Source organism: Pseudomonas yamanorum (assembly GCF_900105735.1).
Classification (GTDB): domain Bacteria; phylum Pseudomonadota; class Gammaproteobacteria; order Pseudomonadales; family Pseudomonadaceae; genus Aquipseudomonas; species Aquipseudomonas yamanorum.
This window is the reverse complement of record NZ_LT629793.1, coordinates 6,981,178-7,007,933: the sequence shown is the minus strand read 5'-3', so window position 1 is coordinate 7,007,933 and position 26,756 is coordinate 6,981,178. Positions and strand designations below refer to the sequence as shown.

Sequence of the window (26,756 nt, the reverse complement as noted above, 5' to 3'; positions counted from 1 at the left end):
CCTGCTCATTCGGAAATTTCCGAACCTCCATCCCATCGGGTGTGACCCCATTTCACACCAGGGCAATCAAGGCCGCTTTCAGTGAGATCATGGCTTGCTCCAAGGCCAGGGTGGCGGCAGTCAGTTGGGCAGGCGTCGCCTCTTCACAGGCCGCCTCCAACTGCGCACAACGAATCAGCACGTTCTGCGCACCGACAATCCGGCCGCCGCCCTTTATCCGGTGTGCCAGCGTTGCCAGCCCTTCGACGTCCTTGTTCGCATAGCATTGCATCAACACGCCCATGTCCTCTTCCAGGCTGAGCGCCAGGTTCTTGATGATGGTGTTCACCGACTCTTCGTCGCCCCGCGCCAATTGAATCAGCGAGGTCAGGTCAAGGTTGATCCCCTGCCCCACCATCGCTATTGGCGCTTCATTCGGATGTATCAGTGGCTCGATGACAGTCAATCGGGCACTCAGTTCTCCGAGCCGGATGGGCTTGAATAGGCAATCGTCCATTCCGGCGTTCAGGCACCGCTGTTTCTCCTCCGGCTGGGCATTGGCGGTCAAGCCTACGATCACGCAGGGTTTCGAGTTTTGACGCTGCTCTTCGTCACGGATGGCGCGGGCCAGGTCGTAGCCATTCATGATGGGCATATGGCTGTCGGTGATCACCACGTCATACGCACCCTGGCGCCACGCTCTCAGGCCATGTGCACCGTCCTCCGCATCACCGACGTCATGCCCCAGGTAAGTCAGCTGCTGGGAAAGCAGCAGGCGGTTCGCCGGATAGTCGTCGACCACCAATACGCTCAAGCGTTTCGCACGCACTACCGGTGCTATCGAATCCACGATCGGCGGACCAAGGCTCTCAAGGACTGGCAAGCGCAACGCAACATCAATACGGGTACCGCGCCCCAGCTCACTGGACAAGGTCAACTGCCCGCCCATCATCTCGCACAACTTGCGGGAAATGGCCAAGCCCAGCCCGGAGCCCGTACGCATGGCTTCCGCTGGTTGGCCGACTTGGGTGAAGGGGCTGAACAACAGGGCCTGATCCTCCGGCGAGATGCCAATGCCGGTGTCGATGACACTCATCGTCAGGTCCAGCTCGGAGCCGGCCACAACCGGTGTGCAGCGCAGGAAAAAACGCACCTGGCCTTTAACCGTGAATTTGATCGCGTTACTCAGCAGGTTCGACAACACCTGCTTGACCCGCATGGCGTCGACGAGCACGTCGCAGTCGGCCTGGGGGTCGAGTTCAATCTGCAGTTCGAGAAATTTTTGCTGTGCCACACCGTCGAAGATGCGCGCGACCTTGAGTACCTCGTCATGCAAATTCGCTCTTTTCGGGGCCAGCGTCAGTTGACCTGATTCGATGCGCACGATGTCGAGGATATCTCCCAGCAAATCCACCAGACTGTTGGCCGAGCTGGAAGCAATGTCCAGTGACACCCGATCGATAATGCCTTGCTCGGCGCGTTTGGTGGCCATTTCGAGCATGCCCAGCACCGCGTTCATGGGCGTACGGATTTCATGGCTCATGGTCGCCAGGAACAAGGTCTTGGCGTTGTTGGCGTCGTCCGCTTCTTTTTGCGAGGCCTTCAACTGAATCATCAACTGCTCGCGGTCGCTGACATCGACCCATCCCGCAATCACCCCGACCGCTCGCCCCCGCGAGTTGAAACACGGGAAAATCCAGTAGAAAAGCGCCAGCGTTTCACCGTAGGGCGCCACCAGGCTACCGCTGCCGATCATCGGGATGCCGTCGCGCACGACCCGCAGGTAATGCTCATGGTACTGCCGGGACTCGGACAGCGGCATCAACTGCAACTCGGTAATTGGCTTGCCAATCACCTGGTCCAGGTCCATGGAAAGGAAGTCCAGGTAACTGTCGTTACACGCGACCAGCCGGCCCTCATGATCGCGGATGAACACCGGCCGCGGGACGTTATCAAGCATCAGGCGCATGTTGGCGACAAAGGTTGCCAGGACCCGGCGCGGGTCATCGGCCCTGCGTCGCCACAGCATCACCGCAAGGTGCCAACAGATGATGGAACCCACCCCTGCCAGCACCATGCCCCAATAGAGCGTGGATTTACCCTGGGTACGGAACACCATGTCGAGTTCGAAGTCGGAAGTCCCTGCGATGTGCGGTTCAGCGTGTACCAGCATCGGCAACCCGACCATCAGCAGCGCAGCAACAATCGTTTTGGCGGATTTCATCAGATAATACTGTTGCGCTTGGCCACTTCCGAAAGTGACACGACGGATGTCACTTCAAAGCGCTCCAGCAGTCGCGTCTTGTACGTGCTGATGGTTTTATTGCTGAGCAGCATGGAGTCGCCGATTTCCTTGTTGCTGAGACCCAGGGCAAGGTGCTTGAGGATCACCAGTTCGCGATCCGACAGGTTTTCGATCACCCGCGCTTCATTCATTTCGACGTCACTGCGACGAACCGAGCCGATCGCCAGGTTGGGGAAATGCGTGTAGCCGGACATCAGCACTTTGACAGCGCGACGCAAGTCGTCCAGGTCGTCGATTTTCGAGAGGAAACCGGCAGCACCGGCACTCATACAACGCTTGAGATACAAACCTGCTTCCAGGGACGTCAGTACCAGGATTCGCGTGGCGATATTCAGATCGACGATGCGCCTGATGACTTCCAGCCCATCGAGCTTGGGCATCGAAATATCCAGCACCACCAGATCCGGCAACTCCTGACGTGCCTGTTGCACGGCGTCGGCACCGTCGCCCGCTTCTACCACCGTTTCGAAACCTTCCTGTTTCAAGACCATTTTGACCGTCGCCCGAACTATCGGGTGATCGTCCACTACCAGCGCCTTGCGCATATCTATCTCACTTATTCTGTTTATCTGGACACAGATCACGAAACGAGAAGGCGTAGAGGGAGGCAAGCGACTACACCGGCAAAGTCTAGTCCAACCGCACCTGAACAATGCAGGTTATTTTGCCCTTCGCGCGTTGTGATTTTCAGATTGACTGAGTCATTCCAGCCACTCTTTCAAGCGGCGTGCACTCATGGGTTTGGCCAAGTGAAAACCTTGTGCAAAGGTCCCGCCCATGGCGAAGGCCTGGTCACGTATTTCTTGGCTGCTGACACCCTCGATCACCAGGTTGATATCCAGCGCCCGGGCCAACGCAATCGTGCTGAGCATCATGGCCCTGCTGTGCAGGTCGGACAAATCCTGCACCACCGAACTGTCGAGTTTCAACTCCTGGAAAGGCAACTGGCACAGCAGCGTCAACGAGGAAAATCCTGTGCCAAAATCGTCGATGGACAAGCCACATCCCAGTAGCCGCAAACACAGCAAACTTTTCTGGGTGGCCACCGACATATCCAGCAGGCCGTTTTCGGCCAACTCAAACATCAGTGCGCAGCCGGGTAGATCGTGCTCGATCAACGCGTTTTCGATGTGCAGCGCCAAATCGAAACGGGCCAATTGCGAGGCGTGGAGGTTGAACGCAACCTGCAGCGTGATATTACGTCCACGCAGCGCAACCAGCAGGTCAAGCCCCTGGGCGAAAACCTGCTTGAACATCTCGTCGATCAGGTCGTAAGCCAGCACTGCCGGCAGGAACTCACCGGGCAGTAACAAGCCACGGGTCGGGTGCTCCCAGCGCGCCAACGCTTCCACGCCGCACAGGGCTCCGGTGCGCAAGTCGAACTTGGGCTGGAACCACGCCTTGAACTCTCGCGCTTCCAGGCCCTTTCTAACCTCGGACTCGGTAGGCAACTTCAAGGAGTCCGGGGCCAGCAACGGTGCGAAGGTTTTGTGCTTGATGTAATCACGCAGAATCGAGCTCAAGTCATGCAGGGGCGCGTCAGGCCCCATCACGCCGATCAGCCTGAGCAGTGAAAACTGATTGATACACTCCACCGCGCGCAAAAACTGAGGCTCAAGCGTCGAGCCTAAAACCAGCGCATTGACCAGGTGTGCCCGTCCTGCGGCTAACAGGAAATCGAAATAGCCACGTTTCTCGTGGCTCAAGTCGCAGATGACAATGTCCACGCCTTCTGCACGGGTGATGAGGTCCAGGGCTTTGTCACATTCGGCTGCATGGAAAACCGCGCGCACACCCAGCTCCGCCAACATCTGAGTAATGGCTTTGCGGCGTGGCAGGCGATCCTCAAGTACGAGGATTCTTAAAGAAATCATGTCGGTACAGGCCTTGTTTTCGTTGCGGCCATGCTGCCGTCTTTATTGACGAATTACGAAAGCCGTTTTCCTGCATATCGCACGGAAATTTCCGAGGGTATGGCAGAAGGCTTTTATTCGTCGGACTGGACACCATGGGTCCATGGCCCTGCCTGTAGAAGGCGCCTACTGATAAACGAACGTAACGCCGATAATGGACTGCACATTTCCTGCGACTACCTGCCCACTGGTCCTCGCGTAGGAGGCCGTCATCCCAAGTTCCACGGGACTGACCCCTACTGAACCCATTGAGATACTGTTGTTGGTAGCAATCACGCCATTGCGGTTAGATAGCTGCACACCAATTCCTGCTGCGGGGGAGATGGAAGCCGTATTGCTGAAGATTGTGTTGGCGCTGTCTGTCGTCGGGCCCGTCAGGTAATAGAACAGATTTTGGTTTTGCGCACAGTGCACGTTCAACGGGACTGCCGCTGTTCCCGGGTAATCAGGAAGGGTGACGATTACATCGTGCGATGAGACATCACAGCCTCCCGTGGGAACAACAACTGTGTTATTGGCATAAATATTCCAAGTATATATTTCATCTGCGATGGGAGGTGTGTTGAACTTCGTCATTCTGATGACGGCGAGCATCTGCCCGGCATTAACAGCGATTCCAGCGGCGTTGGCACCGATAACTTTCAAATAGAGCATGGTATTCCATGGCTCGGGCGTGCCCCACGTATGGTTGACTGTCTTGGTGGCTGAGTTAATAGGGAAATTATAGGGCGTTCCATAATAGCTTATGCTGCCTGTAAGATTATTGAGTGGCCCAGTGTACTGGCCGGAAGTAATAGCTACAGGGTCGAGAAAGCGGGTAGGGTCTAAGTTCATGCACGAGATGTTTTCGCCGAGGTTGACGACGAGATTTCCTCCTACTTGAACGGACGGGTCCAGATTTACATAGATGTTGGAGACGTTGGAAGAGTCGGGAACTGAAATAACTCCGTTCGCATAGCACAAAAAAGCATTGGCACTGGTTGAAAGCCCCAGGGTTAGTAACAGCACTAGCACGGCGCTGATTTTCATCTTCATTGGTCACACCTTTACTAGGAGTATGTATACGTAACGTTAATCATGGCTTGAATACTGCCTTGCTTTGCATTGCCATTAACGGATAACGCACGCACCTGTAGCGACAGGCTCGCTGACTGCTTCGACTCATCTACATGGACGGTAGTCGAGCTGCCATTATTCAAATTGTTGCCGTTGGTATCCTGCAACTCCAGCTGAAGATTGAGCGCGTCGCCCTGGTTCTGGTAATAGCCGGTGTCGTCAGCGACGCCTGTAAATGTCGCTGTTACGCTTGATGTTCCCACCGGGCAGTTAGTCAAACCCAGCGTCACCGGGTACCAGCCTGAACTTGATCCTGCCTGACTGAAATCAGCGGCAAACAGGTCTCCCAGAGCAACGGCTGCCGGTGGGGTTGAGACCGTACAAGGTTGCGCTACAACTCGCCCATTGACCGTAATGGTCACGTCTGCCGCATGGGCGTTGATGATTCCGGCAATCAGTAATAATCCTGCTAACAGGGTTGTCTTCATAGCGTTCATTCCCAGCCTCCTTTTTTATTGGAACTCGAGCGTGAAATTGGCAGTCGCATTCACGACTCCCGCCGTCACAGGGGAATGGGTCGCCATCAGGCGCGCATAAAAATTCAGGGTATTTGATTGGCCCGCGATCAGGTGCGTCCAGCTGAGGGACTGTTCAGCGGTGTTTAAAGGGATCGCCTGTTTGTCACTGTTCAGTATCTGTATGCCCATACCGCTGGCGGCATTAACGCCATCGTCAATTTTAAGCAGTGCGATATTGTCATTGTCTGATGTGCCACTGTAGCCAACCCTGACGCCAGTCGTTGAGCCACCGCATTTATCAAAGACTATCGTGAAGGGAACAGGAACAGTCGTCGTCCCCACATGATTGAGTTGTTTGGCCGCATTGCTCGTCAAGTCCACAGTAAAGTCTTTGGAATCGACCGACACGGAACAGGAATTGTCTTTAAGGTAACCGGTGATAGAAATGCTAGTGTCCGCTGCATAAGATTGATTCGCGAGGCACGGCATCAGGCACAGGATACGAAGGTACTTTTTCATGGCTGGAGCATCCTGGTTTGATTACTGGCACGTCGCCGAGGCATAACTCAAGGCTTGCGCCAGGCTGTCGGCCGGCAGGCTGTACGTTGCGGTACAGCGATCGTTCGTACCGTCCCCCCACTTCACGTTTACTTGCCCTGTCGGCGACAGTCCGGTCAGATAGACTTGGCCACCTTCGGCAACAATGCTCCCCACCAAGCCCTCGTCGTATGAGGCGATTGAGCCGAATGGCACCGGCTTGTCGTTGTGGGTCAGCGTCATCAGGACTTTCATCCCGACACGGGCTTTAAAATCAGCACGCACGACGGCCCCACGCGTCGGCACGACGCTTAATATCGGGTCTTCCAATTCAATGTTATTGGCCAGCGAGTTAGTGTTCAGGGCTATCCGGTTCTCACGATAATCCGTCGCGTACGGGAGCACGGCATATCCCCTCCAGTCGGTGCGTATGCCGGTCTGGTTTTCGACGGCGACATGCTCTGCCCCCGGTACTTTTATCAGCACCATGGTGTCGTTCAGCGGCTGACTGAAGGTCACGCCATCCGCGTGCGCCAATACGCCACCGCTGACGCCGTAATACACCTGGCTGTAGTTGTCACTGGTGCTGTACCCGATATTGGAGTTGCCGTAGGGGCCGCGATAGTTCAGAGAAGTGTTGCCGGTTTTCGAAGCGCCTTCGACACCACCACTGGCGTATCCGGTTTGCACGCTGTAACTGAGGTTGTGATCATCAAGCAGCGTGCCATAGAGCCCCGCCGTACTGGTGTTCCGACCTTTTAAATCACTGGCTGTATTGAAGCTGGCATTGGTGTTTTTAAAGGATGAGTGACTGTCTGAACGCATCCAGTGGCTAAAAGGAATACTGATATTGATCGCCAGCAACTGATCTTTATTGTCCGCCCAGGCGCTCTTTGTCAGGCTGTAGCTCACCCCCCAACTGATGTCTCCGATTGTGCTGTTGTACCCGAGTTGGAGTTGTTCGTCCGACTGCCCCGTTCCCCAATAGCTCTGTTGGCTACCGGTTAAATACACCGTAGACGTCTTGCCCACCTGTTGCGTCAACGTGGCCTGGAAGCGACCCCGCTTGCTGTAGTTCAGATTGTAGGCATCCGTGATTTGCGGCGTTATTTGAACCGGTTGATTCTGGCTGACCACCGTGAAGCCGCTCATCTGGCTCCATGCCGTGTCAGCCAGGGTGTAGAAATTTTTCGTCGAGTAGCGATAGCCCAACAATTGCAGGTTGGTCCCCCACTGGTTGATGGACTTGTTGTAAAGAAACCGCAGGGACTGCCCTTGGTGTTGAGTGTCGTCAGGCAATGTCGCACGGGCCTCCGTCAGGTCGGCCGATATCGCACCGAGGTCGCCCAGGTTCTTGCCCAAGCCAATGTCCAGGGCGTGATAATTGTTCGAGACCTGCGTGCCTCCGAAGACTGTCCAGTCATGAGGCAAACCCCAGAATGCAGTGCCCTGAAGAAACTCCGGCGTGTGTTGCTGCGCATTGCCGCTGCGATACTGCCCCCCCGTCATCGAATACTTCAGTTGGCCTTCACGCTCCAGCATCGGCACAGATGAATAAGGCACCGTGAACGATTGCGTTGAACCGTTAGCCTCTACAACCGTGACCTGTAAATCGCCGCTGGTGCCTGGCGCATAGATGTCGTTGATGGTGAAAGCACCGGGGGGCACGGTGGCCTGATAGATTTCATACCCATTCTGTTTCACCGAAACCTTGGCTGTGCTTCGCGCGATGCCGCGCACAACGGGTGCAAAGCCTCGCTGACTGTCCGGGAGCATGTTGTCGTCCGACGCAATTTGAGCGCCGCGGTAGTTAATGCCATCGAAAATGTCGCTAGCGGTGAAACCGTCACCCAGGGTCAATCGGCTGTGCCACGAGGAAATGCCCCGCTCCACATAGGTGTTGGTGTGTTGCCACTGGTTCTGCGTCACGCCCGCGCCGTGGCTGTAGCTCCACGTAGTGGTGTCCCTTAATCGCCAGGCGCCCAGGTTGAGGCCGCTTTGCAGGCTGAGGTATGAATAGTTGGACACCCCGCCCTGCTCGCTGCGCACTTCGCTGCCGGTGTAGTTGTAATTGAGCAATCCCGCGGTAATGCCGTCATCCCATAGATCTGGCGAAATATACCCACGGGCCTGGCTACCCATGAATGCCTGGGGAACGCTGAGGTACAAGCGTTGCAGACCAACGTCAAATCGGCTGGACGCATCATTGATAAACCGGGTGAATGGAACACAGGCGCTGCTCTTCATGGCGACGACATCGGGCAATGCGAGCGTATTGACGCCAAAGGAAGACAATTGGGAACGCGTCAGGCACGGTTCCAGTTTCTGCCCATCAGCGCTTTTATTAAAGGCAACATCCCGGGTCGCCATGTACCCATCGTTCATATAGATGTCGACGCGGTAAGTGCCGGGAGGCGCCTCCAGGCCTTTTTCAAAGCCGGACAGATCCGCGACTGATGCAGGATCATCGGACAGGAATCGAGGATTGAAATAGTTGTCTGCTCGCGCAGAAAAAGCGGGGCCTACCAGAAGCAATGCCAAGGCTGACAACAGTAATCGTTTAAGTGCTGATTCCCGGGTTCCATTTTTCATTTTGCGTTATCGCCAGTTCCATAACCCAGGTACGACATAGCCCCTCCCGCACAAAAAAACCGTGCAGGCTCTGGATTGATCCGCCTGATGCAAGATCCATAATCAAGGCTTGATGAGCACAACAGTGTTTACTGAAGAGTTCCCTTCATCACTGCAGTCAATGCGCCGTAATCGTTGATAGTTCGATAATTAAGCGCACTGGCTGTACTTCCAAGCAGGTCGACGGTCACAAAACCCATTGGCGGAACCATGGTATTTTCCAGCGCCTGTGTGCCGGCATTCAGTTCTGTAATGGTCAGGAAGTAAGGGGTTGGATTAGTAATAAGCAGCGATTTTCCTCTGCGCTTGAACGTCAATTTTGCCGGTGCATCTTCCGGGGAGATGCTGAGGTCGCGTGGGCGATACAGGAGTTTTATCCGGCTGGTAATCGCCAGTTGCAGCGTATTGTCTTTTTGTTGCGCCTTATCTGCAGAAGGGATTGCCTTTACGTTGATCCAGAATAAACTTTCCCGATCTTTTACCAGGCTATTGTTGGTGGCATCGACAATGCGCAACGTATTGTCTTTTTTTCCCTGCATCACAAACAATGGCGGTGTAATGACAAACCTGCCATCTTTCTTGCCATCACTGTTCTCAACCCACGACTGGATAAGGTAGGTGTCTTTGTCATTGTTATTGCTCAAACCCAGCGCCGTCTGTTTCTGATCGGCCGGGTAAATAACGCGCGTCGCACCCAGGGCCACGCCCGCTTCCACGCGATTGGCGAGGAGCACCACCGCCAACGCGAGCAGGGTTCTAATTGTCTTTGCGGTCATCATCATTTTTTCACGTCAATCTTGTAGGCGAACAAAAACCTTGTGCGAAAAGTTGGCCTCCCTGGCCTGCGCACATCCTTGTCAGTTGCTTGTTACTGGTACTGCACTTTGAAGTTTGCGTTGGCGTTGGCAGTACCCGCAGTGGCTACGCCTGTCGCGATGTAACGCGCCTGGAACGGCAAGGTGTTAGTGCCATCATTCAGGGTCAACGGCTCGCTGAACGTAGCGCCGTCGAACGTCAGAGGAGTACCTACGCGGTCCAGTACCTGAACGCCGACGTTGGTGGCAGCGCCGGCAGCGGAGCTTTCCAGTGCCAGTGCTTCGGTGTTGGTAGGATCAGTTACACCGGTGAAGGCGACGGAGGCTTGACTTGAAACCTTGGTATCGCAGTCATTCAACTGGATATTAAAGCCAACAGGGCTGCTGGTCTGGCCGGCCGTGCTCAGTGCTGCGGTTCTTACCTGACCCAGTTGCACGGTCTGGTCAGTAGAACCGGTGTCTACGGCGCAAGCCGCGTTAACAACTTCACCCTGGAAATGGATGGTGCCGCCATTAACGGTTGCATCAATGGTTGCATCGGCTCGAGCCACGCCAACTGCAAGCAAAGAGGCAGCAATTACACTGTTGATCAGATTAATTTTCCGCATAAATCTAAACTCCATATCTTTGGGGATTCCAGTGCTTGGTATAAGACAACTCAAGCACACGAACTATAAATAGATCGTTCAGGAATAAGAATGGAGGGAAGTCCCGCCGGCTCTTGTGAAAGTTCCGGGGTTTAAAACGATAATTCGGCACGCAGGAGAAATTTCCGTACACGTGCCGGGAAGACGTTATTACAACTAGTCACGCACTGTCAGTAGTTCATTGGCGAACTACTCACTACCCGCAGCGCCAAGCCTTCATACGCATCCAGGGTGATGGTGAAATCGCCCTCGGGCGTCAGATCGCCTTCCACCCGCTCATTGATGATGTCCACCACCGGCCCTGGCGCGATATTGGGCAGGTGCAGGGTTTCCGTGATGGGCGTGGAGCCGAAATTAAGCGCCGTGATCTGAGTACCTTTGCCCGCCGGCAGTTCGTGAACCATGATCAGCAGCCCTGGGTGTTGCACATCCGGCACCAGGATCTGGCGGCTGGCGGCGATGTCGTAGGCTCGGCGCACCGCGAGGATTCTTTGCAGTTGCGAGGCAAACGAATCCGGGTCGGCCAGTTGGGTGATCAAGCTGCCATACAAGGTTTTCGGACGCGGCATCTGCCCGGCGGATTGCTCCGCGTCGGGGTTCAGGTCCACCAAGTCATAGGCACCGCGATGGATCCAGCGTGTGTCGCCATCGAGCATCAAGTGGGCCACCTCTTCCGCCGGCAAAGGCAGTGCGCCCACCAGGTCCCAGCCGGACAGTGCAAACACCCCAGGTTGCATCGCGTTGTACATCACCAGCAGCAGGTGAATCTGGCGGATCTGTTGGATATCCGCCGGGGTAATCGCTTCAAGGTCGCGAATGCCCAACGCCGCCGTGATGATGCTGGCGGTGGTGCACGACACGCCGTTGGTCACGAATTTCAGGTTATAGGGTGCGTGTTCGCCGGCGAGGCGTTCGTACATCTGCTCGCGGATATGCTCGCGCAGGATGCCGCCGGGAAAGGTCTGCCCCTGATAGAGGTAGGTGTCATGGGCGTGCAACGTCCAGAAGTGCACCAGTTCCAGGGTCAGCTCGTCATGGTTCTGCAAGGCATGGATCAGCGAGCCGGGGTCGATGCCCAGAGTGTGCATCTCCCGCAGCATCAGGCGCAGGAATTCGGTGTCGCCCATCAGTAAGGCGTGCTGATACGCCGGCCGGGTGATGAAGTCGTAGGACAGGTCGGCGCCGCCGTGGGACATGGCGGCGATGTCGTCCACCGTCAGGTTCAGCTCCTGGAAACTGAAACCGCCCGCCTTGCGAATCGCGCCCCCCAGGATCTGGTTGCCGGTGATGGACAGCGGATGGCTTTCAGACCAGGCGTTACCTTCCAGTTTACGTTCCACACCGAGGAAACCGTTGGCATCCAGGCGCAGGATTTTCGCGCCCATCACGTCGATGGCGTGCAAGGCGTCGCCAATGATCATCTGCTGCGCGGCGAAGGTCGGGTCCAGCCAGTTCAGCGATGGCTGCCCTTCCTTGAAGTAATGCAGGTACACCCAGCGCCGGGGCTTGCCATCTACGCCCATCACCACATCGGTGGCGCTCCAGTCGGTTTCCTTGACTCCGGGTTCGAAGAAGATAACCCGTTGCAACTGGCCGACGATGTAGTGCTTGTCCCTCAGTACGTCGACCTGCTGCGGGCTGAGGTTCTGCGCATCGCGGCCCTCGCTGATGTCGGGCAGCAGTGGCCAGTCTTCTTCGCGGATCTCCACCATGTGGTAGAGCCCGGGATAGTCTTCGTAGGCCATCTCGGCCAGGCGGAAGTCCGCGCCCTTGCCGGTGTGGGACGGGATCACGTCGTCGATGATTACCGCGTTGTGCGCGGCGGCCATGCGGGCCAGCGCCTGAAGCTGGGCTTCGGTGCCCAGTTGCGGGTCGATGTCGAAGCTGATGCGGTCGAAATTGCCGTCAATGGTGGGTGTGTGCTCGGTGCCGGAAAGACCGCCCGAGCGTTTCAATGGGCCGTTGTGAATGCCCTGGATGCCGATTTTTGACAGCGCGTGCCACAAGGTTTCATCCCCCAGGGCCTCCAGTACGCTGCCGTTCTCGCGGGTGACGATGGACGCCGGGTAGGCCGTGAACCACACCGACGACAGGGCTGAAGCATCACGGGGCCGGGTATGGGCATACGGCTGTTGCCACAACCGGCCCTGCCCCGAGTAGAGCTTGGCGCGCTGCTTCGCAGCCTGCAGCATCGATTGTTCCACCAGCCAGGCCACATGTTTCTTATCGGCGTCCGTCATAAATCAATCACCTGAACCCATGAAGTAGTCGGTTGCGGTGGCTGCATGTGAACCACCGTTCGTTACTGTATGAGGCCCCGGGCGACGATTCGTTGCATCCGGGATGGCGACCCTTCCCCGGCCTAGACCCAGCCACCGTCCACAATGAAGTTCTGTGCGGTGCACATCGCCGATACATCAGAGGCGAGGAACAGCGCCATATTGGCGATATGTTCCGGCTCCACACTGCCCGGCAGGCACTGGCTGCGGGCGATCAATTCCCGGGCCGCGTCATCCACCCACATCGCCAGTTGTTTCTCGGTCATCACCCAGCCCGGCACCAGCGTATTGACCCTGATCCGGCTCGGGCCCAGCTCCCGCGCCAGGGCCCGGGTCATGCCGTGGGCAGCGGCTTTGCTGGCGGCGTAGACCGGGTAGCCGCTGGAAGCCATCATCCAGCCAATGGAGCCCAGGTTGATGATCGACCCACCGCCTGCGGCCTTCATCATCGGCACCACGGCCCTGGCGGCAAAAAAGGCGTGCTTCAGGTTGACCGAAATCAGTTGGTCGAACCGCTCTGAGTCGATTTCATCCAGGGTGTGCCGAACGTCGTTGGCGGCATTGTTCACCAGCACGTCGATCGGCCCAAGGCTCTGCGCCAGGCACGCTATCGCGGCCTTGTAAGCGATCTCGTCGGTGATGTCGCAATGGGCGAATTCGACGGCATGGCCCTCGGCCGACAGGATTGCCGCCAAGCGGTCGCCCTGCCCTTGCGCCCGGTCCACGAACGCGACCTTGGCCCCCTGGCGTGCGAAGGCACGCACCATCGACTCGCCGATCCCGGAAGCACCACCGGAGATCAACACGGTTTTATTCCGCAGGTCCGGGTACATCGCTTGGGCGCCGGGCTGTTTTGCAGTGTTCATGGGGCAGTCACTCCGCTGTATTTAGTCTTATTTTATATTGCATGTTTCGCGATATTGGCTATAAATCAGCCTTGCAGCCGAATAAATAGTAGAACTATTTAATTAACAACAATAAAGGTAGCTCAGTCATGCGGCAATCCCGATTCCTGCTTACCGGCCTCGGCCTCTCCCTGGCGATGGCCAGCCTTGGCGCTCAGGCGGCTGGCCTGTCCAGCGAACACAAACCCTTCGGCAAAACCAATGACGGCACCGCCGTCGAGCAGTACGTGTTGCGCAACAGCCATGGCGTACAAGCCACGGTGATCACCTACGGCGCTGTGTTGCAGTCGCTTAAGGTACCGGACAAACACGGCCAGTTCGCCGACGTGGTACTGGGCTTCGATGACGTCCAGGGCTACCAGGCCGGCACCGCGTTCTTTGGTGCGACCATCGGCCGTTTTGGCAACCGCCTGGCCAAGGGCAGCTTTGAACTGGACGGCAAACGCTATCAAGTGCCCCTCAACGATGGGCCGAACTCGCTGCATGGCGGCCCGCAGGGTTTCGACAAGCACGTGTGGAAAGCCCAGCCGGTCAAGCAAGATGACTCTGTGGGCGTGACCCTGAGCTACCTGTCGAAAGATGGCGAGATGGGTTTTCCCGGCAACCTGAAAGTGGATGTTACCTATAGCCTCAACGACAAAAACGAACTGCACATCGACTACAAGGCCACCACCGACAAACCCACGGTGCTGAACCTCACCAACCACAGTTACTTCAACCTCGCCGGCGCCGGTAAAGGTGACGTGCTCAAGCAGCTGGCCACCTTGCACGCCAGCCATTACACACCGGTCAACAGCACCTTGATTCCCACCGGTGAACTGGCCCCGGTGGCCGGTACACCGATGGACTTTCTCAAGCCCACCGCCATCGGCCAGCACATCAAGGACGATCATCCCCAACTGAAATTCGCCGAGCCGAAACAAGGCGGCTTTGACTTCAACTGGGTGCTGGATGCCAAGGGTGATATCGGCAAACTGGCCGCCGACGTTCGTGACCCGCAGTCCGGTCGGCGCTTGCAGCTGTATACCAGTGAACCCGGTGTGCAGTTCTATACCAGCAACTTCCTCGACGGCTCGATCAAGGGTAAAGGCGGCAAACCTTATGCCCACTGGAGTGCGTTTACCCTGGAAACCCAGCATTTTCCTGACGGGCCTAACCAGCCGAACTTCCCCTCTACCCGTCTCGATCCGGGCCAGACCTACACCCAGAATACCGTGCTGAAATTCTCTGCTGACTAACCCTGTGGGAGCTGTCGAGCTTTAGCGAGGCTGCGATGACGTCGGCACTATCAATATCCAAGGTGACTGACCCACCGCTATCGCAGCCTCGCTGAAGCTCGACAGCTCCCACAATACCGGCGTTAACAGGGCTGCCGGGAAACGTCAGCGGCCATCAGTTCCACAAACCGATCTTTTCCAGTTCCTGCTTGAAGTTCTCGCGGGTGATCAACGTCACCTCGTCCATCGCGGTGTACTTCGGTGGTTCCTTGCCGGTGGTGACCCACTCGAACATCATGCTTGCGGTGTTGTAGCCCTCAATGTGCGGGCTGGGCAGCATGGAGCCGAAGAAGCCGCTGTTGGCTTTCTTCAGCTCGCCGATGGCGTCGGTGCCGTTGATGCCGATACCGATGACGTTGGCGGCTGCAAAGCCGGCGCTTTCGGTGGCGCGCACGCCGCCGAGCACCGTGTTGTCATTCATGCCGCCGATGATCAGGTTTTTCGCGCCGCTGGGCAGTTTCACCAGCGCCGAGTTGGTGGCGTCCATGCTGCCGGGGACGTCGAGGGTCTTGAGGGCTGCATACAGGATGTGGTCGTCCGGAATACCCGCGGCCTTCAGGGATTTGACTGAGCCGTCGGTGCGCTTTTTGCCGGTGTCGAGTTCGTTGTAGGTGTTGATCACGGCATAGGTGTCTTTCCAGTCCCAGCCGCGTTTTTTCGCTTCCGTGGCCATGGCACTGCCCTGCTTCTCACCCACTTCAAAGGCGGCCATGCCCAGATACGGCACGTCTTCCATGAAGTTGCCCTTGGCGTCCACAAACCGGTCATCCACGGCGATCACTTTCAAGCCATTGGCTTTGGCCTTGGCCATGATGGCCGGGCCGAGGGACACGTCCGGCGGGCAAATCACAAAACCCTTGGCGCCGTTGGCCGCCAGGCTGTCGATGGCCGAGAGGGTTTTCTCGCCGTCGGGTACAGCAATCTTGATCACTTCAAAGCCCTTGTCCTTGCCGGCCTTTTCGGCGAAGGCCCATTCGGTCTGGAACCAGGGCTCTTCGGCCTGCTTGACCAGAAAGCCGATCTTCACCGGCTCGGCCGCCAGCAACAGGCTGCTCAGGCTGACGGCGGATACCGCCACAGCGGCGCAGCACAGGGAACGGATACCACGACGACGATTCATAGGGTGACTCCTTGTTGTTGTATTTGAATGCGTTAAACAGCCTGTTGGTTATCCTGCAAAGCGGTGACAGATTTTCCCCGGCACATCGACCTCGATCGCCAGCACCGCGCCGTCCAGCGGGTGATTCAGCGGGCTGGCGGCACTGGTGATGTACAAGGTCTTGAGGTCCGGGCCTGCGAACACGCAACTGGTGGGACGACTGACCGGCAGCTCGATCACTCGGTCGACTTCACCGCCCGGCGTCAAGCGCAGCAGGCAACTGCCGTCCCAGCGGGCGTTCCAGATATAGCCTTCGGCGTCCATGGCCGAACCGTCCGGGCCACCCCGGGAGTGAGGCCCGAACCAGACCTGCGCGGGTTCAAGCTGACCATCGTCGGTGATCGCGTGCCGATACAACGTGCCGTCCAGGCTGTCGCCGAAATGCACATGGGTAGCGGCGTCGTTCCACAGCAAGGTGTTGGGAATCCCCAGGCCTTGCAGCAACGGCGTGACCTGCCCGTCGGCATCGACCCGGAACAGGCCGCCGGAACGCTGCAGCACCGGCAAATCTTCACCGTGCGCGCCGATGTTGTTCTGCATGGTGCCCAGCCACAGCCGGCCCTGGGCATCACAGCGGGCTTCGTTGGCGCGGTTGCCCTGTTGCGGGTCGGCGACGCAAAGCAAGGTCAGGCGGGGATCGCTCGGCGCCGAATCGAGGTCGAGGCGATACACGCCACTGCTCAGGGTTACCAGCGCATCACCGCTGGCACACGGGATAAACGCCGACACAGGCTCAGGCAGTTGCCAGGTGTGCAGTTGCCCGTCTTTCAGGCGTAACGCCTGCTGGCCGATGATATCCACCCAATACAGCGCCTGGCCCTGCTCGTCCCAGAACGGGCCTTCGCCGAGCCGAGCGCGGTGCGGTGTGACGGCATTCCACGACATGAAACCTCCTGCTTTCTTGTTGTTTTCAGGTGGCACGGTTACAGCGCGTCGCGCGACGGCTGCCCATCTACCAGACGCTGAATGCGCAACGGGTTGGCATTCTTCAGCGCGTCGGGGAGCAGGCTATCAGGGTAGTTCTGAAAGCACACCGGTCGCAGAAAGCGCTCGATCGCCAGGGTGCCCACCGAGGTGCCACGGGCATCGGAAGTCGCCGGATAAGGCCCGCCGTGGACCATCGCGTCACACACCTCGACGCCGGTGGGATAACCATTGAGCAGGATGCGCCCGACTTTTTGTTCCAGCAGCGGCGTCAACTCGCCGAACTGGGTGAAATCCGCCGGCTCGCCAATGATCGTCGCCGTCAGTTGGCCATGCAGGCCGTGCAACGCGGCACTCAATTGCGCCTGATCGGCGACTTCCACGAACACGGTGGTGGGGCCGAACACTTCTTCCTGCAGCACTTCATCGCCGTTGATCAACAGGCTGGCATCCGCTTTGAACAGCTGTGGCTGCGCCTGATTGCCGGCTTGCGCCTGGCCCGCCAGGTGCTCGATGCCAGGATGGGCGAGCAGCGTGTGCAGGCCTTTGCCGTAGCTGCTCAAGGTGCCGGTATTGAGCATGGTTTGCGCCGGCTGGTCGCCGATCAGTTGGGCGACCTGTTGGGTGAAGGCAGTGAACGCTGGCGACGCAATCCCGATCACCAGGCCCGGGTTCGTGCAGAACTGGCCGCACCCTTGCACCACCGACGCCACCAGGTCGCGGGCGATGGTGTCTGCCCGGGTTTGCAGGGCTTGGGGCAAGACGATCACCGGGTTGATGCTGGACATCTCGGCGAACACCGGGATCGGTTGCGGACGTGCCGCTGCCATATCACAGAGGGCCCGGCCACCCTTGAGCGAGCCGGTGAAACCCACGGCGCGGATCGCCGGGTGCTTGACCAGTGCTTCACCCACCCCGCCGCCGAAGATCATGTTGAACACGCCGTCGGGCATGCCGGTGCTCTGCGCCGCGCGCATGATCGCATCGGCGACCCGCTCGGCAGTGGCCATGTGGCCGCTGTGGGCCTTGAACACCACCGGGCAGCCGGCCGCCAGCGCGGCGGCGGTGTCGCCACCGGCAGTGGAAAAGGCCAAGGGAAAGTTACTCGCCCCAAACACCGCGACCGGGCCGAGACCGATGCGGTACTGGCGCACATCCGGGCGTGGCAAAGGCTGGCGATCCGGCAGCGCCAGATCGATCCGCGCCCCGTAGAAATCACCGCGCCGCAGCACCTTGGCGAACAGCCGCATCTGGCCGCTGGTGCGGCCGCGCTCGCCCTGGATACGCCCGGCGGGCAACGCCGTTTCGCGGCAGACCAAGGCGATAAAGTCATCGCCAAGGACGTCCAGCTCATCGGCTATTGCCTCCAGGAACGACGCACGATGCTGCGCGCTCAGGCTGCGATAAACCGGGTAAGCCGCTGCTGCGGCGTTGGCTGCCGCGTCCACTTCCTGCGCCGTCGCCTGGTAGAAATCATAGGGCAACGCTTCGCCGGTAGTGGCGTCGACGCTGTGCAGCGTGACGCTACCGGTGGCGCTGCGCTGGCCGCCGATGTAGTTGTGGCCGTAAATCCGGGTCATGCCTGTCTCCTTCAAAGGGTGCCTATGCCGCCAGGTGCGACGCCGCCATTGGCCACGGCAATGCCGTTGATCAAGGGCGCGCCGAATTCGGCCTGGCTGATTTCAAACACATCGCCTGGCTGGCTACGAATGCCGTCGGCAAACGATAAGGTTGCGGTGCCGAAAAAGTGGATATGCACATCACCTGGGCGCAGGAACTGGGTGTATTTGAAATGGTGATATTCAAGGTTCTCGAGGCTGTGGCACATGTTGGCTTCGCCACTGAGGAATTCGTGCTGCCACAGCACCTCGCCGTTGCGCAGGATGCGGCTGGTGCCCGCCAGGTGCTGGGGCAGTTCACCCAGGCGCAACTCGGGACCATAGCTGCAACTGCGCAGTTTGGAGTGGGCCAGGTACAGGTAATTCTTGCGCTCCATCACGTGGTCGGAAAACTCGTTGCCCACCGCGTAGCCCAGGCGATACGGCTTGCCGTCGTGACCAATTACGTAGAGCCCGGCAATTTCCGGCTCTTCGCCGGCGTCTTCGGCAAACGCCGGCCACGGGAACGGCTGGCCCGGGCGCACCACGATGGTGCCGTCGCCTTTGTAGAACCACTCCGGTTGTACACCGGTCTGGCCAGAAGCCGGTTTGCCGCCCTCCACGCCCCATTTGAAGATGCGCATGCTGTCGGTCATCGCGCTTTCGTCACTGGCGTTCTGGTGCATCTTGTCCCGCGCCGCCGCACTGCCCAAGTGAGTCAAGCCGGTACCGCTGACCAGCGTGTGCGCCGGGTCCGGGTGATCCAGCGGTGGCAGGATCTTGTGCCCGGCCAGCAGTTCGGCGTAGTCGTGGCTCTCGCCCAGGCCGAGGTGATCTATTTGCTGTTGCAAGGTGACGCCGGCCTCGATGGCGGCAAGTGCCAGGTCACGTACCGTGCGTGCGGCGCGCACCTCGCGTACCTGATCACCCTCGACCACGCCCACCCGGCGTTCGCCGTTGCTCAATTCAAACTGCACTAAACCCATGAGTCTTCTCCTGATTGCCAATTAAGTACGGGTGGCGCCACGGGCGCTGGCGGCGAACTGGTCCGGCGGCAGTACGTGCTTGCGCTCCAACAGCCGATAGACCACAGCCGTCAGCACCACCCCGAACAGCATCACGCAGGCCAGGAAGTACAGGCCCGACGCAAGGTTGCCGGTGTACTCCTTGAGGGCGCCGATCACGAACGGCCCGATGTAGCCGCCGAGGTTGCCCACCGAGTTGATCAAGGCGATGCCCGCCGCCGCACTCGCGCCGGCAAAGAAACGTCCCGGCAAGGTCCAGAACACCGCCGTGCAAGAGAACAGCGCAAACGCCACCAGGCACAGCGCTGCCAGTTGCCACAGCGGCGCTGTCAGCCAGGCGCTGAGGAACAGGCCGATGGCGCCCAACACGTAGAGCACGGCGAGGTGGCCGTAGCGATCATTCAGGCGATCGGAACTGCGCGGGACGATCAGCAAACCGATGATCCCGAAGATGTAGGGCACCGCCGACACGAACCCGGTCGTCAGGTCGCTGCCGCCGAACTGCTTGATCAAGGTCGGCAGCCACAGGCCCAGGCCATAAATGCTCAAGGTCACCGGCAGGTAGAACAGCGCCAGCAGCAATACGCGTTTGTCCTTCAGCGCATGCAGCGGGTTGCCGTGCCGGGTCTGGCCGTAGGCCTGCAGGTCTTTGGCCAGCTCGCCGGTGAGCCAGTCCTTCTCGGCCTGGTCCATCCATTTGACCTGTTGCGGCCCGTCCGGCAGATAACGCAGCACCGGCCAGGTCAGCAGGATCGCCGGGGTGCCGATGACGATGAACAACCACTGCCAGCCGTGCAGGCCGAGAAGCCCGTCCATGCCGAGCAAACCGCCCGCCACCGGGCCGGTGATCATCATGGCGATGGGCTGGGACAGGATGAACAACCCGAGGATCTTGCCGCGGTGGCGCACCGGGAACCACTGGGTGATGTAGTAGAGGACACCCGGGAAAAACCCGGCTTCGGCGGCGCCCAGAAGGAAGCGCATCACATAGAAACTGTGGGGACCCTGGACGAACGCCATGCCGATGGTGATGGCGCCCCAGGTGACCATGATCCGCGCGAACCAGCGCCGCGCGCCGAAACGGTCGAGCATCAGGTTGCTGGGGATTTCCAGAAGGAAGTAGCCAATGAAGAACAGCCCTGCCCCCAAGCCATACGCCGCATCGCCGATGCCGACATCCGCGCCCATGTGCAATTTGGCGAAGCCCACGGCCGAGCGATCCACGTAGGCAATCAGGTACAGCAAGATCAGGAAGGGAATCAGTTTCAGCGTGATGCGACGTATCAGCCGCTGTTCCTGGCTCATGTGAGCAGTCTCCGATTGTTATTTTTATAGAGCATTGCGGGTCGCCTCTCGCGGAAATCCGCCAGGGCCAAGCCTCGTTGAATCGGACTATATAGTATTACTATTTAATCAACAACACTTCCAAAGCGTCGAATTTACGCCTATGTTAAGCCAGGATTAGATCAATATAGTCTTACAATAAGAGAGTCGACCATGTCCGAGAAAAAGCCCGTCCTGCGCTCCGCCAGCTGGTTTGGTACCGCCGATAAAAACGGCTTCATGTACCGCAGCTGGATGAAAAATCAGGGGATTGCCGATCATCAGTTCCATGGCAAACCGATCATCGGGATCTGCAACACCTGGTCGGAACTGACGCCCTGCAACGCGCACTTCCGCCAGATTGCCGAGCATGTGAAGCGTGGGGTGATTGAAGCGGGCGGCTTTCCTGTGGAGTTTCCGGTGTTCTCCAACGGCGAATCGAACCTGCGCCCCACCGCCATGCTCACCCGCAACCTGGCCAGCATGGACGTGGAGGAAGCCATTCGCGGTAACCCCATCGACGGCGTGGTGCTGCTGACCGGCTGTGACAAAACCACCCCGGCGCTATTGATGGGTGCCGCCAGTTGCGACGTGCCGGCAATCGTTGTCACCGGCGGGCCGATGCTCAACGGCAAGCACAAGGGCCAGGACATAGGCTCGGGCACCGTGGTATGGCAGCTCAGCGAACAGGTCAAGGCGGGTACCATCACCCTCGACGATTTCCTCGCGGCCGAAGGCGGCATGTCCCGCTCGGCAGGCACCTGCAACACAATGGGCACCGCTTCGACCATGGCGTGCATGGCCGAAGCACTCGGCACTTCCCTGCCCCACAACGCGGCGATTCCGGCGGTGGATGCGCGGCGTTATGTACTAGCGCACATGTCCGGCATGCGTGCGGTGGAGATGGTGCGTGAAGACTTGAAACTGTCGAAGATCCTGACCAAGGAGGCCTTCGAAAACGCGATCCGCGTCAACGCAGCCATTGGCGGCTCAACCAACGCGGTGATTCACCTGAAAGCCATCGCCGGGCGTATCGGCGTCGAGCTCGACCTGGACGACTGGACCCGCATGGGCCGTGGCATGCCGACCATCGTCGACCTGCAACCTTCCGGGCGCTTCCTGATGGAAGAGTTCTACTACGCCGGCGGCCTGCCGGCGGTGCTGCGCCGCCTCGGTGAAGCCAACCTGATCCCGCATCCGAACGCGTTGACCGTCAACGGTAAGTCCCTGGGCGAAAACACCCGGGAAGCGCCGATCTACGGCCAGGACGAAGTGATCCGTACCCTCGACAACCCGATCCGCGCCGACGGAGGCATTTGTGTGCTGCGGGGCAACCTCGCGCCACTGGGTGCGGTGCTCAAGCCTTCGGCCGCCAGCCCCGAGCTGATGCAGCATCGCGGGCGCGCCGTGGTGTTCGAGAACTTCGACATGTACAAGGAACGCATCAATGACCCGGAACTGGACGTGGATGCCAACTCGATCCTGGTGATGAAAAACTGCGGGCCCAAGGGTTATCCGGGCATGGCGGAAGTCGGCAACATGGGCTTGCCCGCCAAACTGCTGGCCCAGGGTGTGACCGACATGGTGCGGATTTCCGATGCACGCATGAGCGGCACGGCCTACGGCACCGTGGTGCTGCATGTGGCACCGGAAGCGGCGGCCGGCGGCCCATTGGCCACGGTCAAGGAAGGCGACTGGATCGAGCTCGATTGCGCCAATGGCCGCCTGCACCTGGACATCCCGGACGCCGAACTGGCGGCGCGCATGGCTGACCTTGCGCCGCCGCAGCAGCTGATTGTCGGGGGCTACCGCCAGTTGTACATCGACCACGTACTGCAGGCAGACCAGGGCTGCGACTTCGACTTCCTGGTGGGCTGCCGTGGTGCGGAAGTGCCGCGTCATTCCCACTAATTGGGACGGGAGCAATGCTATGATGCCGCCTATTTCGCCAGAGTAGCCTCCCTGTTATGGATCAGCAGCCGACCAAGCCGCGCAAGAGCATGCACGCCCAAATCGTTCAGGACTTGGGCATGCACATCGTTTCCGGACGCTTCAAGCCGGAAGAACGATTGCCCATGGAGGCCACCTTGTGTGAGGAGTACAAGGTCAGCCGCTCGGTATTGCGTGAGGCGACTCGGGTGCTGAGCGCCAAGGGCCTGGTGATTTCCAAGCCCAAGGTCGGCGCTGTGGTGCGCCCTCGGGTGCAGTGGCACTTGCTGGACCCGGACGTGCTGTCCTGGCTGATGCAGTCGACGCCCCACAGCGAGTTTTTCAACACCCTGGCCGGTGTACGTCGGATCCTGGAGCCGGAAATCGCCGCCATGGCTGCGACCACCGCGACCGACGACGACATTGCCACCATCGAAAAAGCCTACCTCGGCATGGAAACCGCCAATACCCACGACGCGCTGTTACAGGCCGACCTGGACTTCCACCGCGCAATTGCCGATGCGACCCGCAACGACTTGCTGGCCTATATGTGCAACATGCTGTCGCTGCCACTTCGCGAGTCCATCAACATCACCAACCGCCGCCCCGACATCCAGGGCCTCAGCCTGCCCCGGCACAAGGCGATCCTCACGGCGATCAAGAACCGTGACGCCCTCGGCGCGCGGCATGCCTCCCTGGTGCAACTGGACGATACCCGGGTCGCGCTGGACACCGTGATGAATGTGCTGACGCCGCTGTAGGCCAGGCAACCCACCGTCAAGATCGAGGCCGCCCTTGGATTACTTCGCTGCGTTAACCGCCTTTGTCGAAGCCGCCGAGGGCAATAACTTCTCCCGCGCCGCCGACCGGCTTGGCATCAAGGCCTCCACGGTTTCCCGCTACGTGAAGGACCTTGAACAGGACCTCGGCATCGCCCTGTTCAACCGCTCTACGCGCACGCTGCACCTGACTGAGGGTGGCCAGACATTCCTGATGCACGCACGCCGAGTGCTGGACGAACTGGAGCAAGCCAAGGCCGCCACCTCCGCACTGAACGAGCACCCACGGGGCGTACTCAAGCTCAACCTGCCGCCCGCCTTTGCCCGTCACCATATCCTCCCCACTTTGAATACCTTCCTGGCCCGCTACCCGCAGATCAAGCTGGAACTGGTGCTGGACGACAGCCACGTCAACCTGATTCATGCCGGCGCGGACCTTGCGATCCGTATTGGAACCCTGGCGGATTCCACCTTGAAGGCGCGCAAAATCTGCGATGAGCGCTACCGGCTGGTGGCCAGCCCGGGGTTTTGCCGGGAACATCCGGCGCCTTCCGTTCCTTCGGAACTGGCGGCGCTGCCGGTGATTCTGGGGAGAGATATCGCGGCGGATATTGCGTTTGCCAACGGGCATGAAGTGTCGCCATTGGTGCATAAAGACGCTATCCGCATCAACGACCTCGACGCGCAGTTGATCGCCGCACAACAAGGCCTGGGGTTTGCCTTGCTGCCTGACTGGCTGGTGGCCAAGGGCATTGAAGCCGGCGAGCTGATGGTGTGGCTGCCAGAGTGGACTATCCGGATCGCCGGCCGCGCACCGGCGGTGTGGTTCGTCTATCCACCCAAGCGCATCGTGTCTTCCAAAGTGCGGTGCTTCATCGACTTTATCGTCGAGCAGCTGGGCGAAACACCGCACTGGAAACGTCTCAACTGAAGCGGATATCCAGTGACCGCAGATAGGTTTGCAGCCCGGCATCCTGGATCGGAATCAGGAAGGCTTCCGTATCGGACTCGTTGAAGTGAGCATGCCAGTAGCCTGGCGGGGTGACGAACGCCAGGCCCGGCGACCAGTCGACCCGCACCGGGTTGCGGATCTGCCCATCGGCGTCCAGTTCGGTGCCCACCAGCGAGTAGCAACCTTGTGGGCAATCGATGATGAAATCCAACGCAATCGACTGGTGCCGATGAGGCTTTTGAATCGACCCGGCCGGCAGGATGCCGTACATCGCCCACAGCACATGGGTCACGGTTCGGGTCTGCGGGAAGTTGCGATTGCCCAGCAGGATGCTGATACGGCTGCGGTCCTGGGCGCGGGGATCATCGGCGGCTTCGCGCAGTTTTGCGTTGGCCAGTTCTGCGGGATACAGCGTCGGAACGAAGCGATCGGTACAGCGGGTCACACCCAGGTAACACAACAGCGGCTCATCGTGGACGTAGTACAGGCGCGCATCCTCAGATGCACTGAACTGCGCTTGCTGCAGGCCTGGCAGCGCGATGAAGCAGCCTTTGGTCCAGTCGATGCGGTGCTCGCCCTGGACCACACTGCCCTCCCCGGCGATGACATAAAACACCTGTGAGGTGGCGTTGGGTTGCAGCTCCAGCGTGTCGCCTGCGTTCAGGCGCATGAAGTTCGCACACAGCCCCGGCCCGGTCGCCGGGCCTTCGCAGCCCAGTGCCTCGCTGAGGTCCAGCGGGACCACCCGGGACGGTCCGCTGTCATACAGCGAGGCCGGAAAGCTGTGGTAGGGAATGCGAGTGATCAGGTTGGCGCTGATGGGGTTGGCGGCCTTGCTGTATTCGAAGTACTCGGCGTCGAGCAGGTGCAGGGGTTGGGTATCGGTCACATCAGGCTTGAATTCGCTATTCATTATGATCACCTCAATCTACGGCTGGATTTCGCAACGCTCCGTGGGGCGCTGCGGCGGTGAGAGGACTATAGGCACTGTACGGCAGTGGATTAACCCCCCAAGTCGCACAGCAGTTGTGCGACCAGGGGCAGGTAGATTGTTAAAAGTAGTACTTGGCGACCAACTCATACTCATCCTGCCCCGTATAGTCGCCTTGCTTGTTCCTGGCCATATCGAACTTCCTCTCCAGGCCGATCGCCAAAGTGTCATGCAAGGTGATCAGGGCAAAACCGGCCACCGAGTAGCCGCTGCGCCCTGAGCTGTTCTTGTCCGAGAACAGGTTGATCCCGCCATACGCCTTGAAGAATCCCAGCTCGCCCATTTCCGGAAACGAATAGCTGCTGTAGGACTCCAGTGCCTTAGCCTCGCGATAACCACTGGCGGTGGGTGCTGATGCATTCAGGTTGCGGTACTCGCCGTAAACCACCGCGTGATACCAGGGCGCATTGGTGTAGGTCACCCCCGACAACCAGCCTTCGACATTCGGGTGCCGGGTGTTGAGTTGAGCGTGGCCGTCCAGTGAACGCTCGCTCATTTCGGTGTAGCCGTAGGCCAGGCGCAATGACCAATTATCTGCCGGGCGCCAGACAGTACCCACCTGGTACAGCGCATCGCGGGAGCTGTCGACGAATTTTCCGGCGCCCACGCTGCTGGGGTTGACGGAGTTGTGTACCGGGCCGGTGCCCAGGCCATACATCACGCCAAATTCGAAATCGTCGCTTCTTACCCGGTAATACAGGGTTTTGTTCGGCCGGGAGAAGCCCAGCAACTGGTTGCCGCCATAACCATTGAACGTGCCCTGCCCTTTTGTGCCGTAGCCCAAATACCAGTCGGTGATCGAACCCACCATGTCGAAGGTCAGGGACTTTTGCTGCCCGTAGCTCAGTTGCCCCCAGCGCGCATTGCGTACGAACACATACTGGAAACGCTTGGTCTGGGCGGCGGTGCCGTCGTAGTAGAACGGGTCGTAGGCCCATTCCTGACGCATGCCCACGGCCCACTGCGAGTCGAGCTGGTGGGTGTAGATCATGTTGATGCGGTGGCCGATGCTGCCGGTGTGACGGCCCTGGATGTAGACCTTGTCGTTTGACGCGAAAATGCCCTGGGCGTGCAGCTCCAACCGGTCACTGTCGGTCTTGATCAGGTCGATGGCCATGGCTGGCTGCACGCTGCACAGCGCCAGGAAGCACGCCAGGATAAAACGATGACGCACGCAAAAGCCTTGTCCAGTTGGACGAACAGAGAAATTCATC

At 59.1% G+C, this 26,756-nt stretch carries 22 protein-coding genes; 4 read left to right on the top strand and 18 right to left on the bottom strand.

The window, feature by feature from the left end; translation table 11 throughout:
- Nucleotides 1-52: 52 nt before the first annotated feature.
- From BLU46_RS32370 to BLU46_RS32320, 11 genes are all read right to left on the bottom strand, one after another.
- On the bottom strand, nucleotides 53-2,203 hold the full coding sequence (locus BLU46_RS32370) for an ATP-binding protein (protein WP_093209939.1): 2,151 nt from the start codon (nucleotides 2,201-2,203) through the stop codon (nucleotides 53-55).
- Nucleotides 2,203-2,829, bottom strand: a complete 627-nt coding sequence (locus BLU46_RS32365; RefSeq protein ID WP_063030202.1) for a response regulator transcription factor — start codon at nucleotides 2,827-2,829, stop codon at nucleotides 2,203-2,205. Before BLU46_RS32365 ends, BLU46_RS32370 begins: the two co-directional genes overlap by 1 nt.
- 156 nt (nucleotides 2,830-2,985) lie before the next feature.
- Nucleotides 2,986-4,158, bottom strand: coding sequence for an EAL domain-containing response regulator (locus BLU46_RS32360; RefSeq protein ID WP_231988845.1), 1,173 nt, complete (start codon nucleotides 4,156-4,158; stop codon nucleotides 2,986-2,988).
- Nucleotides 4,159-4,323: 165 nt separating this feature from the next.
- Nucleotides 4,324-5,232: a fimbrial protein gene (locus BLU46_RS32355; RefSeq protein ID WP_063030206.1), complete on the bottom strand. Its 909-nt coding sequence runs from the start codon at nucleotides 5,230-5,232 to the stop codon at nucleotides 4,324-4,326.
- A 14-nt stretch (nucleotides 5,233-5,246) separates the two neighbouring features.
- Nucleotides 5,247-5,750 carry a type 1 fimbrial minor subunit FimG gene (gene fimG, locus BLU46_RS32350; RefSeq protein WP_093209935.1) on the bottom strand — a complete coding sequence of 168 codons (504 nt, stop codon included), beginning with the start codon at nucleotides 5,748-5,750 and terminating at the stop codon, nucleotides 5,247-5,249.
- 15 nt (nucleotides 5,751-5,765) lie between these two features.
- Nucleotides 5,766-6,290, bottom strand: a complete 525-nt coding sequence (gene fimF, locus BLU46_RS32345; RefSeq protein WP_093209933.1) for a type 1 fimbrial adaptor subunit FimF — start codon at nucleotides 6,288-6,290, stop codon at nucleotides 5,766-5,768.
- A 21-nt stretch (nucleotides 6,291-6,311) separates the two neighbouring features.
- Nucleotides 6,312-8,900 (bottom strand): fimbrial biogenesis usher protein, encoded by a 2,589-nt coding sequence (locus BLU46_RS32340; protein WP_093209930.1) that lies wholly within the window; start codon nucleotides 8,898-8,900, stop codon nucleotides 6,312-6,314.
- 128 nt (nucleotides 8,901-9,028) lie between these two features.
- Nucleotides 9,029-9,721: a fimbria/pilus periplasmic chaperone gene (locus tag BLU46_RS32335; protein WP_093209928.1), complete on the bottom strand. Its 693-nt coding sequence runs from the start codon at nucleotides 9,719-9,721 to the stop codon at nucleotides 9,029-9,031.
- A gap of 86 nt (nucleotides 9,722-9,807) precedes the next feature.
- Nucleotides 9,808-10,362, bottom strand: coding sequence for a type 1 fimbrial major subunit FimA (fimA, locus tag BLU46_RS32330; protein ID WP_093209926.1), 555 nt, complete (start codon nucleotides 10,360-10,362; stop codon nucleotides 9,808-9,810).
- A 209-nt stretch (nucleotides 10,363-10,571) separates the two neighbouring features.
- The gene (gene treS / locus BLU46_RS32325) at nucleotides 10,572-12,641 is read right to left on the bottom strand and encodes a maltose alpha-D-glucosyltransferase (RefSeq protein WP_093209924.1); all 2,070 of its coding nucleotides are present in this window, start codon (nucleotides 12,639-12,641) and stop codon (nucleotides 10,572-10,574) included.
- A 122-nt stretch (nucleotides 12,642-12,763) separates the two neighbouring features.
- Nucleotides 12,764-13,546, bottom strand: a complete 783-nt coding sequence (locus BLU46_RS32320) for an SDR family NAD(P)-dependent oxidoreductase (protein ID WP_093209922.1) — start codon at nucleotides 13,544-13,546, stop codon at nucleotides 12,764-12,766.
- 128 nt (nucleotides 13,547-13,674) lie between these two features.
- On the opposite strand from BLU46_RS32320, the gene BLU46_RS32315 reads away from it, so the two are divergent.
- The gene (locus tag BLU46_RS32315; protein WP_093209920.1) at nucleotides 13,675-14,823 is read left to right on the top strand and encodes an aldose epimerase family protein; all 1,149 of its coding nucleotides are present in this window, start codon (nucleotides 13,675-13,677) and stop codon (nucleotides 14,821-14,823) included.
- Between the two features lie 154 nt (nucleotides 14,824-14,977).
- Here BLU46_RS32315 and BLU46_RS32310 read toward each other — a convergent pair whose 3' ends face one another.
- From BLU46_RS32310 to BLU46_RS32290, 5 genes are read right to left on the bottom strand one after another with little or no spacing between them, the layout of a single operon-like run.
- Complete coding sequence (locus BLU46_RS32310) at nucleotides 14,978-15,982, bottom strand: substrate-binding domain-containing protein (RefSeq protein WP_063030218.1); 1,005 nt, start codon at nucleotides 15,980-15,982, stop codon at nucleotides 14,978-14,980.
- Nucleotides 15,983-16,030: 48 nt separating this feature from the next.
- Entirely contained in the window at nucleotides 16,031-16,906 is an 876-nt protein-coding gene (locus tag BLU46_RS32305) for an SMP-30/gluconolactonase/LRE family protein (RefSeq protein ID WP_093209917.1), read from the bottom strand.
- A gap of 38 nt (nucleotides 16,907-16,944) precedes the next feature.
- Entirely contained in the window at nucleotides 16,945-18,525 is a 1,581-nt protein-coding gene (locus BLU46_RS32300; RefSeq protein ID WP_093209915.1) for an aldehyde dehydrogenase (NADP(+)), read from the bottom strand.
- Between the two features lie 11 nt (nucleotides 18,526-18,536).
- The gene (gene araD1, locus BLU46_RS32295; RefSeq protein WP_093209913.1) at nucleotides 18,537-19,529 is read right to left on the bottom strand and encodes an AraD1 family protein; all 993 of its coding nucleotides are present in this window, start codon (nucleotides 19,527-19,529) and stop codon (nucleotides 18,537-18,539) included.
- 21 nt (nucleotides 19,530-19,550) lie between these two features.
- Nucleotides 19,551-20,873, bottom strand: a complete 1,323-nt coding sequence (locus BLU46_RS32290) for an MFS transporter (protein ID WP_093209911.1) — start codon at nucleotides 20,871-20,873, stop codon at nucleotides 19,551-19,553.
- 192 nt (nucleotides 20,874-21,065) lie between these two features.
- Here BLU46_RS32290 and BLU46_RS32285 point away from each other — a divergent pair, with 192 nt between their 5' ends.
- From BLU46_RS32285 to BLU46_RS32275, 3 genes are read left to right on the top strand one after another with little or no spacing between them, the layout of a single operon-like run.
- Nucleotides 21,066-22,802 (top strand): IlvD/Edd family dehydratase, encoded by a 1,737-nt coding sequence (locus BLU46_RS32285; protein WP_017480274.1) that lies wholly within the window; start codon nucleotides 21,066-21,068, stop codon nucleotides 22,800-22,802.
- 56 nt (nucleotides 22,803-22,858) lie between these two features.
- Nucleotides 22,859-23,581 (top strand): FadR/GntR family transcriptional regulator, encoded by a 723-nt coding sequence (locus BLU46_RS32280; RefSeq protein WP_063030227.1) that lies wholly within the window; start codon nucleotides 22,859-22,861, stop codon nucleotides 23,579-23,581.
- A 34-nt stretch (nucleotides 23,582-23,615) separates the two neighbouring features.
- Entirely contained in the window at nucleotides 23,616-24,530 is a 915-nt protein-coding gene (locus BLU46_RS32275; protein ID WP_093209909.1) for a LysR family transcriptional regulator, read from the top strand.
- On the opposite strand, the gene BLU46_RS32270 is transcribed toward BLU46_RS32275, so the two are convergent.
- Both BLU46_RS32270 and BLU46_RS32265 read right to left on the bottom strand, forming a co-directional pair.
- Nucleotides 24,523-25,464, bottom strand: a complete 942-nt coding sequence (locus BLU46_RS32270; protein ID WP_093209907.1) for a cupin domain-containing protein — start codon at nucleotides 25,462-25,464, stop codon at nucleotides 24,523-24,525. The genes BLU46_RS32275 and BLU46_RS32270 overlap by 8 nt on opposite strands.
- A gap of 139 nt (nucleotides 25,465-25,603) precedes the next feature.
- A complete protein-coding gene (locus BLU46_RS32265) occupies nucleotides 25,604-26,716 on the bottom strand; it encodes a porin (protein ID WP_093209905.1) in 1,113 nt (370 codons plus the stop codon).
- Nucleotides 26,717-26,756 lie beyond the last annotated feature (40 nt).

What these genes read in the sequence shown, in the direction of transcription:
- BLU46_RS32305 (WP_093209917.1), bottom strand. Translation starts at nt 16,906, where the DNA reads ATGTCGTGGAATGCCGTCACACCGCACCGCGCTCGGCTCGGCGAAGGC.
- BLU46_RS32355 (WP_063030206.1), bottom strand. Translation starts at nt 5,232, where the DNA reads ATGAAGATGAAAATCAGCGCCGTGCTAGTGCTGTTACTAACCCTGGGG.
- BLU46_RS32270 (WP_093209907.1), bottom strand. Translation starts at nt 25,464, where the DNA reads ATGAATAGCGAATTCAAGCCTGATGTGACCGATACCCAACCCCTGCAC.
- BLU46_RS32300 (WP_093209915.1), bottom strand. Translation starts at nt 18,525, where the DNA reads ATGACCCGGATTTACGGCCACAACTACATCGGCGGCCAGCGCAGCGCC.
- BLU46_RS32320 (WP_093209922.1), bottom strand. Translation starts at nt 13,546, where the DNA reads ATGAACACTGCAAAACAGCCCGGCGCCCAAGCGATGTACCCGGACCTG.
- fimG (WP_093209935.1), bottom strand. Translation starts at nt 5,750, where the DNA reads ATGAACGCTATGAAGACAACCCTGTTAGCAGGATTATTACTGATTGCC.
- BLU46_RS32365 (WP_063030202.1), bottom strand. Translation starts at nt 2,829, where the DNA reads ATGCGCAAGGCGCTGGTAGTGGACGATCACCCGATAGTTCGGGCGACG.
- araD1 (WP_093209913.1), bottom strand. Translation starts at nt 19,529, where the DNA reads ATGGGTTTAGTGCAGTTTGAATTGAGCAACGGCGAACGCCGGGTGGGC.
- BLU46_RS32285 (WP_017480274.1), top strand. Translation starts at nt 21,066, where the DNA reads ATGTCCGAGAAAAAGCCCGTCCTGCGCTCCGCCAGCTGGTTTGGTACC.
- treS (WP_093209924.1), bottom strand. Translation starts at nt 12,641, where the DNA reads ATGACGGACGCCGATAAGAAACATGTGGCCTGGCTGGTGGAACAATCG.
- BLU46_RS32290 (WP_093209911.1), bottom strand. Translation starts at nt 20,873, where the DNA reads ATGAGCCAGGAACAGCGGCTGATACGTCGCATCACGCTGAAACTGATT.
- fimA (WP_093209926.1), bottom strand. Translation starts at nt 10,362, where the DNA reads ATGCGGAAAATTAATCTGATCAACAGTGTAATTGCTGCCTCTTTGCTT.
- BLU46_RS32280 (WP_063030227.1), top strand. Translation starts at nt 22,859, where the DNA reads ATGGATCAGCAGCCGACCAAGCCGCGCAAGAGCATGCACGCCCAAATC.
- BLU46_RS32370 (WP_093209939.1), bottom strand. Translation starts at nt 2,203, where the DNA reads ATGAAATCCGCCAAAACGATTGTTGCTGCGCTGCTGATGGTCGGGTTG.
- BLU46_RS32315 (WP_093209920.1), top strand. Translation starts at nt 13,675, where the DNA reads ATGCGGCAATCCCGATTCCTGCTTACCGGCCTCGGCCTCTCCCTGGCG.
- fimF (WP_093209933.1), bottom strand. Translation starts at nt 6,290, where the DNA reads ATGAAAAAGTACCTTCGTATCCTGTGCCTGATGCCGTGCCTCGCGAAT.
- BLU46_RS32360 (WP_231988845.1), bottom strand. Translation starts at nt 4,158, where the DNA reads ATGATTTCTTTAAGAATCCTCGTACTTGAGGATCGCCTGCCACGCCGC.
- BLU46_RS32335 (WP_093209928.1), bottom strand. Translation starts at nt 9,721, where the DNA reads ATGATGATGACCGCAAAGACAATTAGAACCCTGCTCGCGTTGGCGGTG.
- BLU46_RS32340 (WP_093209930.1), bottom strand. Translation starts at nt 8,900, where the DNA reads ATGAAAAATGGAACCCGGGAATCAGCACTTAAACGATTACTGTTGTCA.
- BLU46_RS32310 (WP_063030218.1), bottom strand. Translation starts at nt 15,982, where the DNA reads ATGAATCGTCGTCGTGGTATCCGTTCCCTGTGCTGCGCCGCTGTGGCG.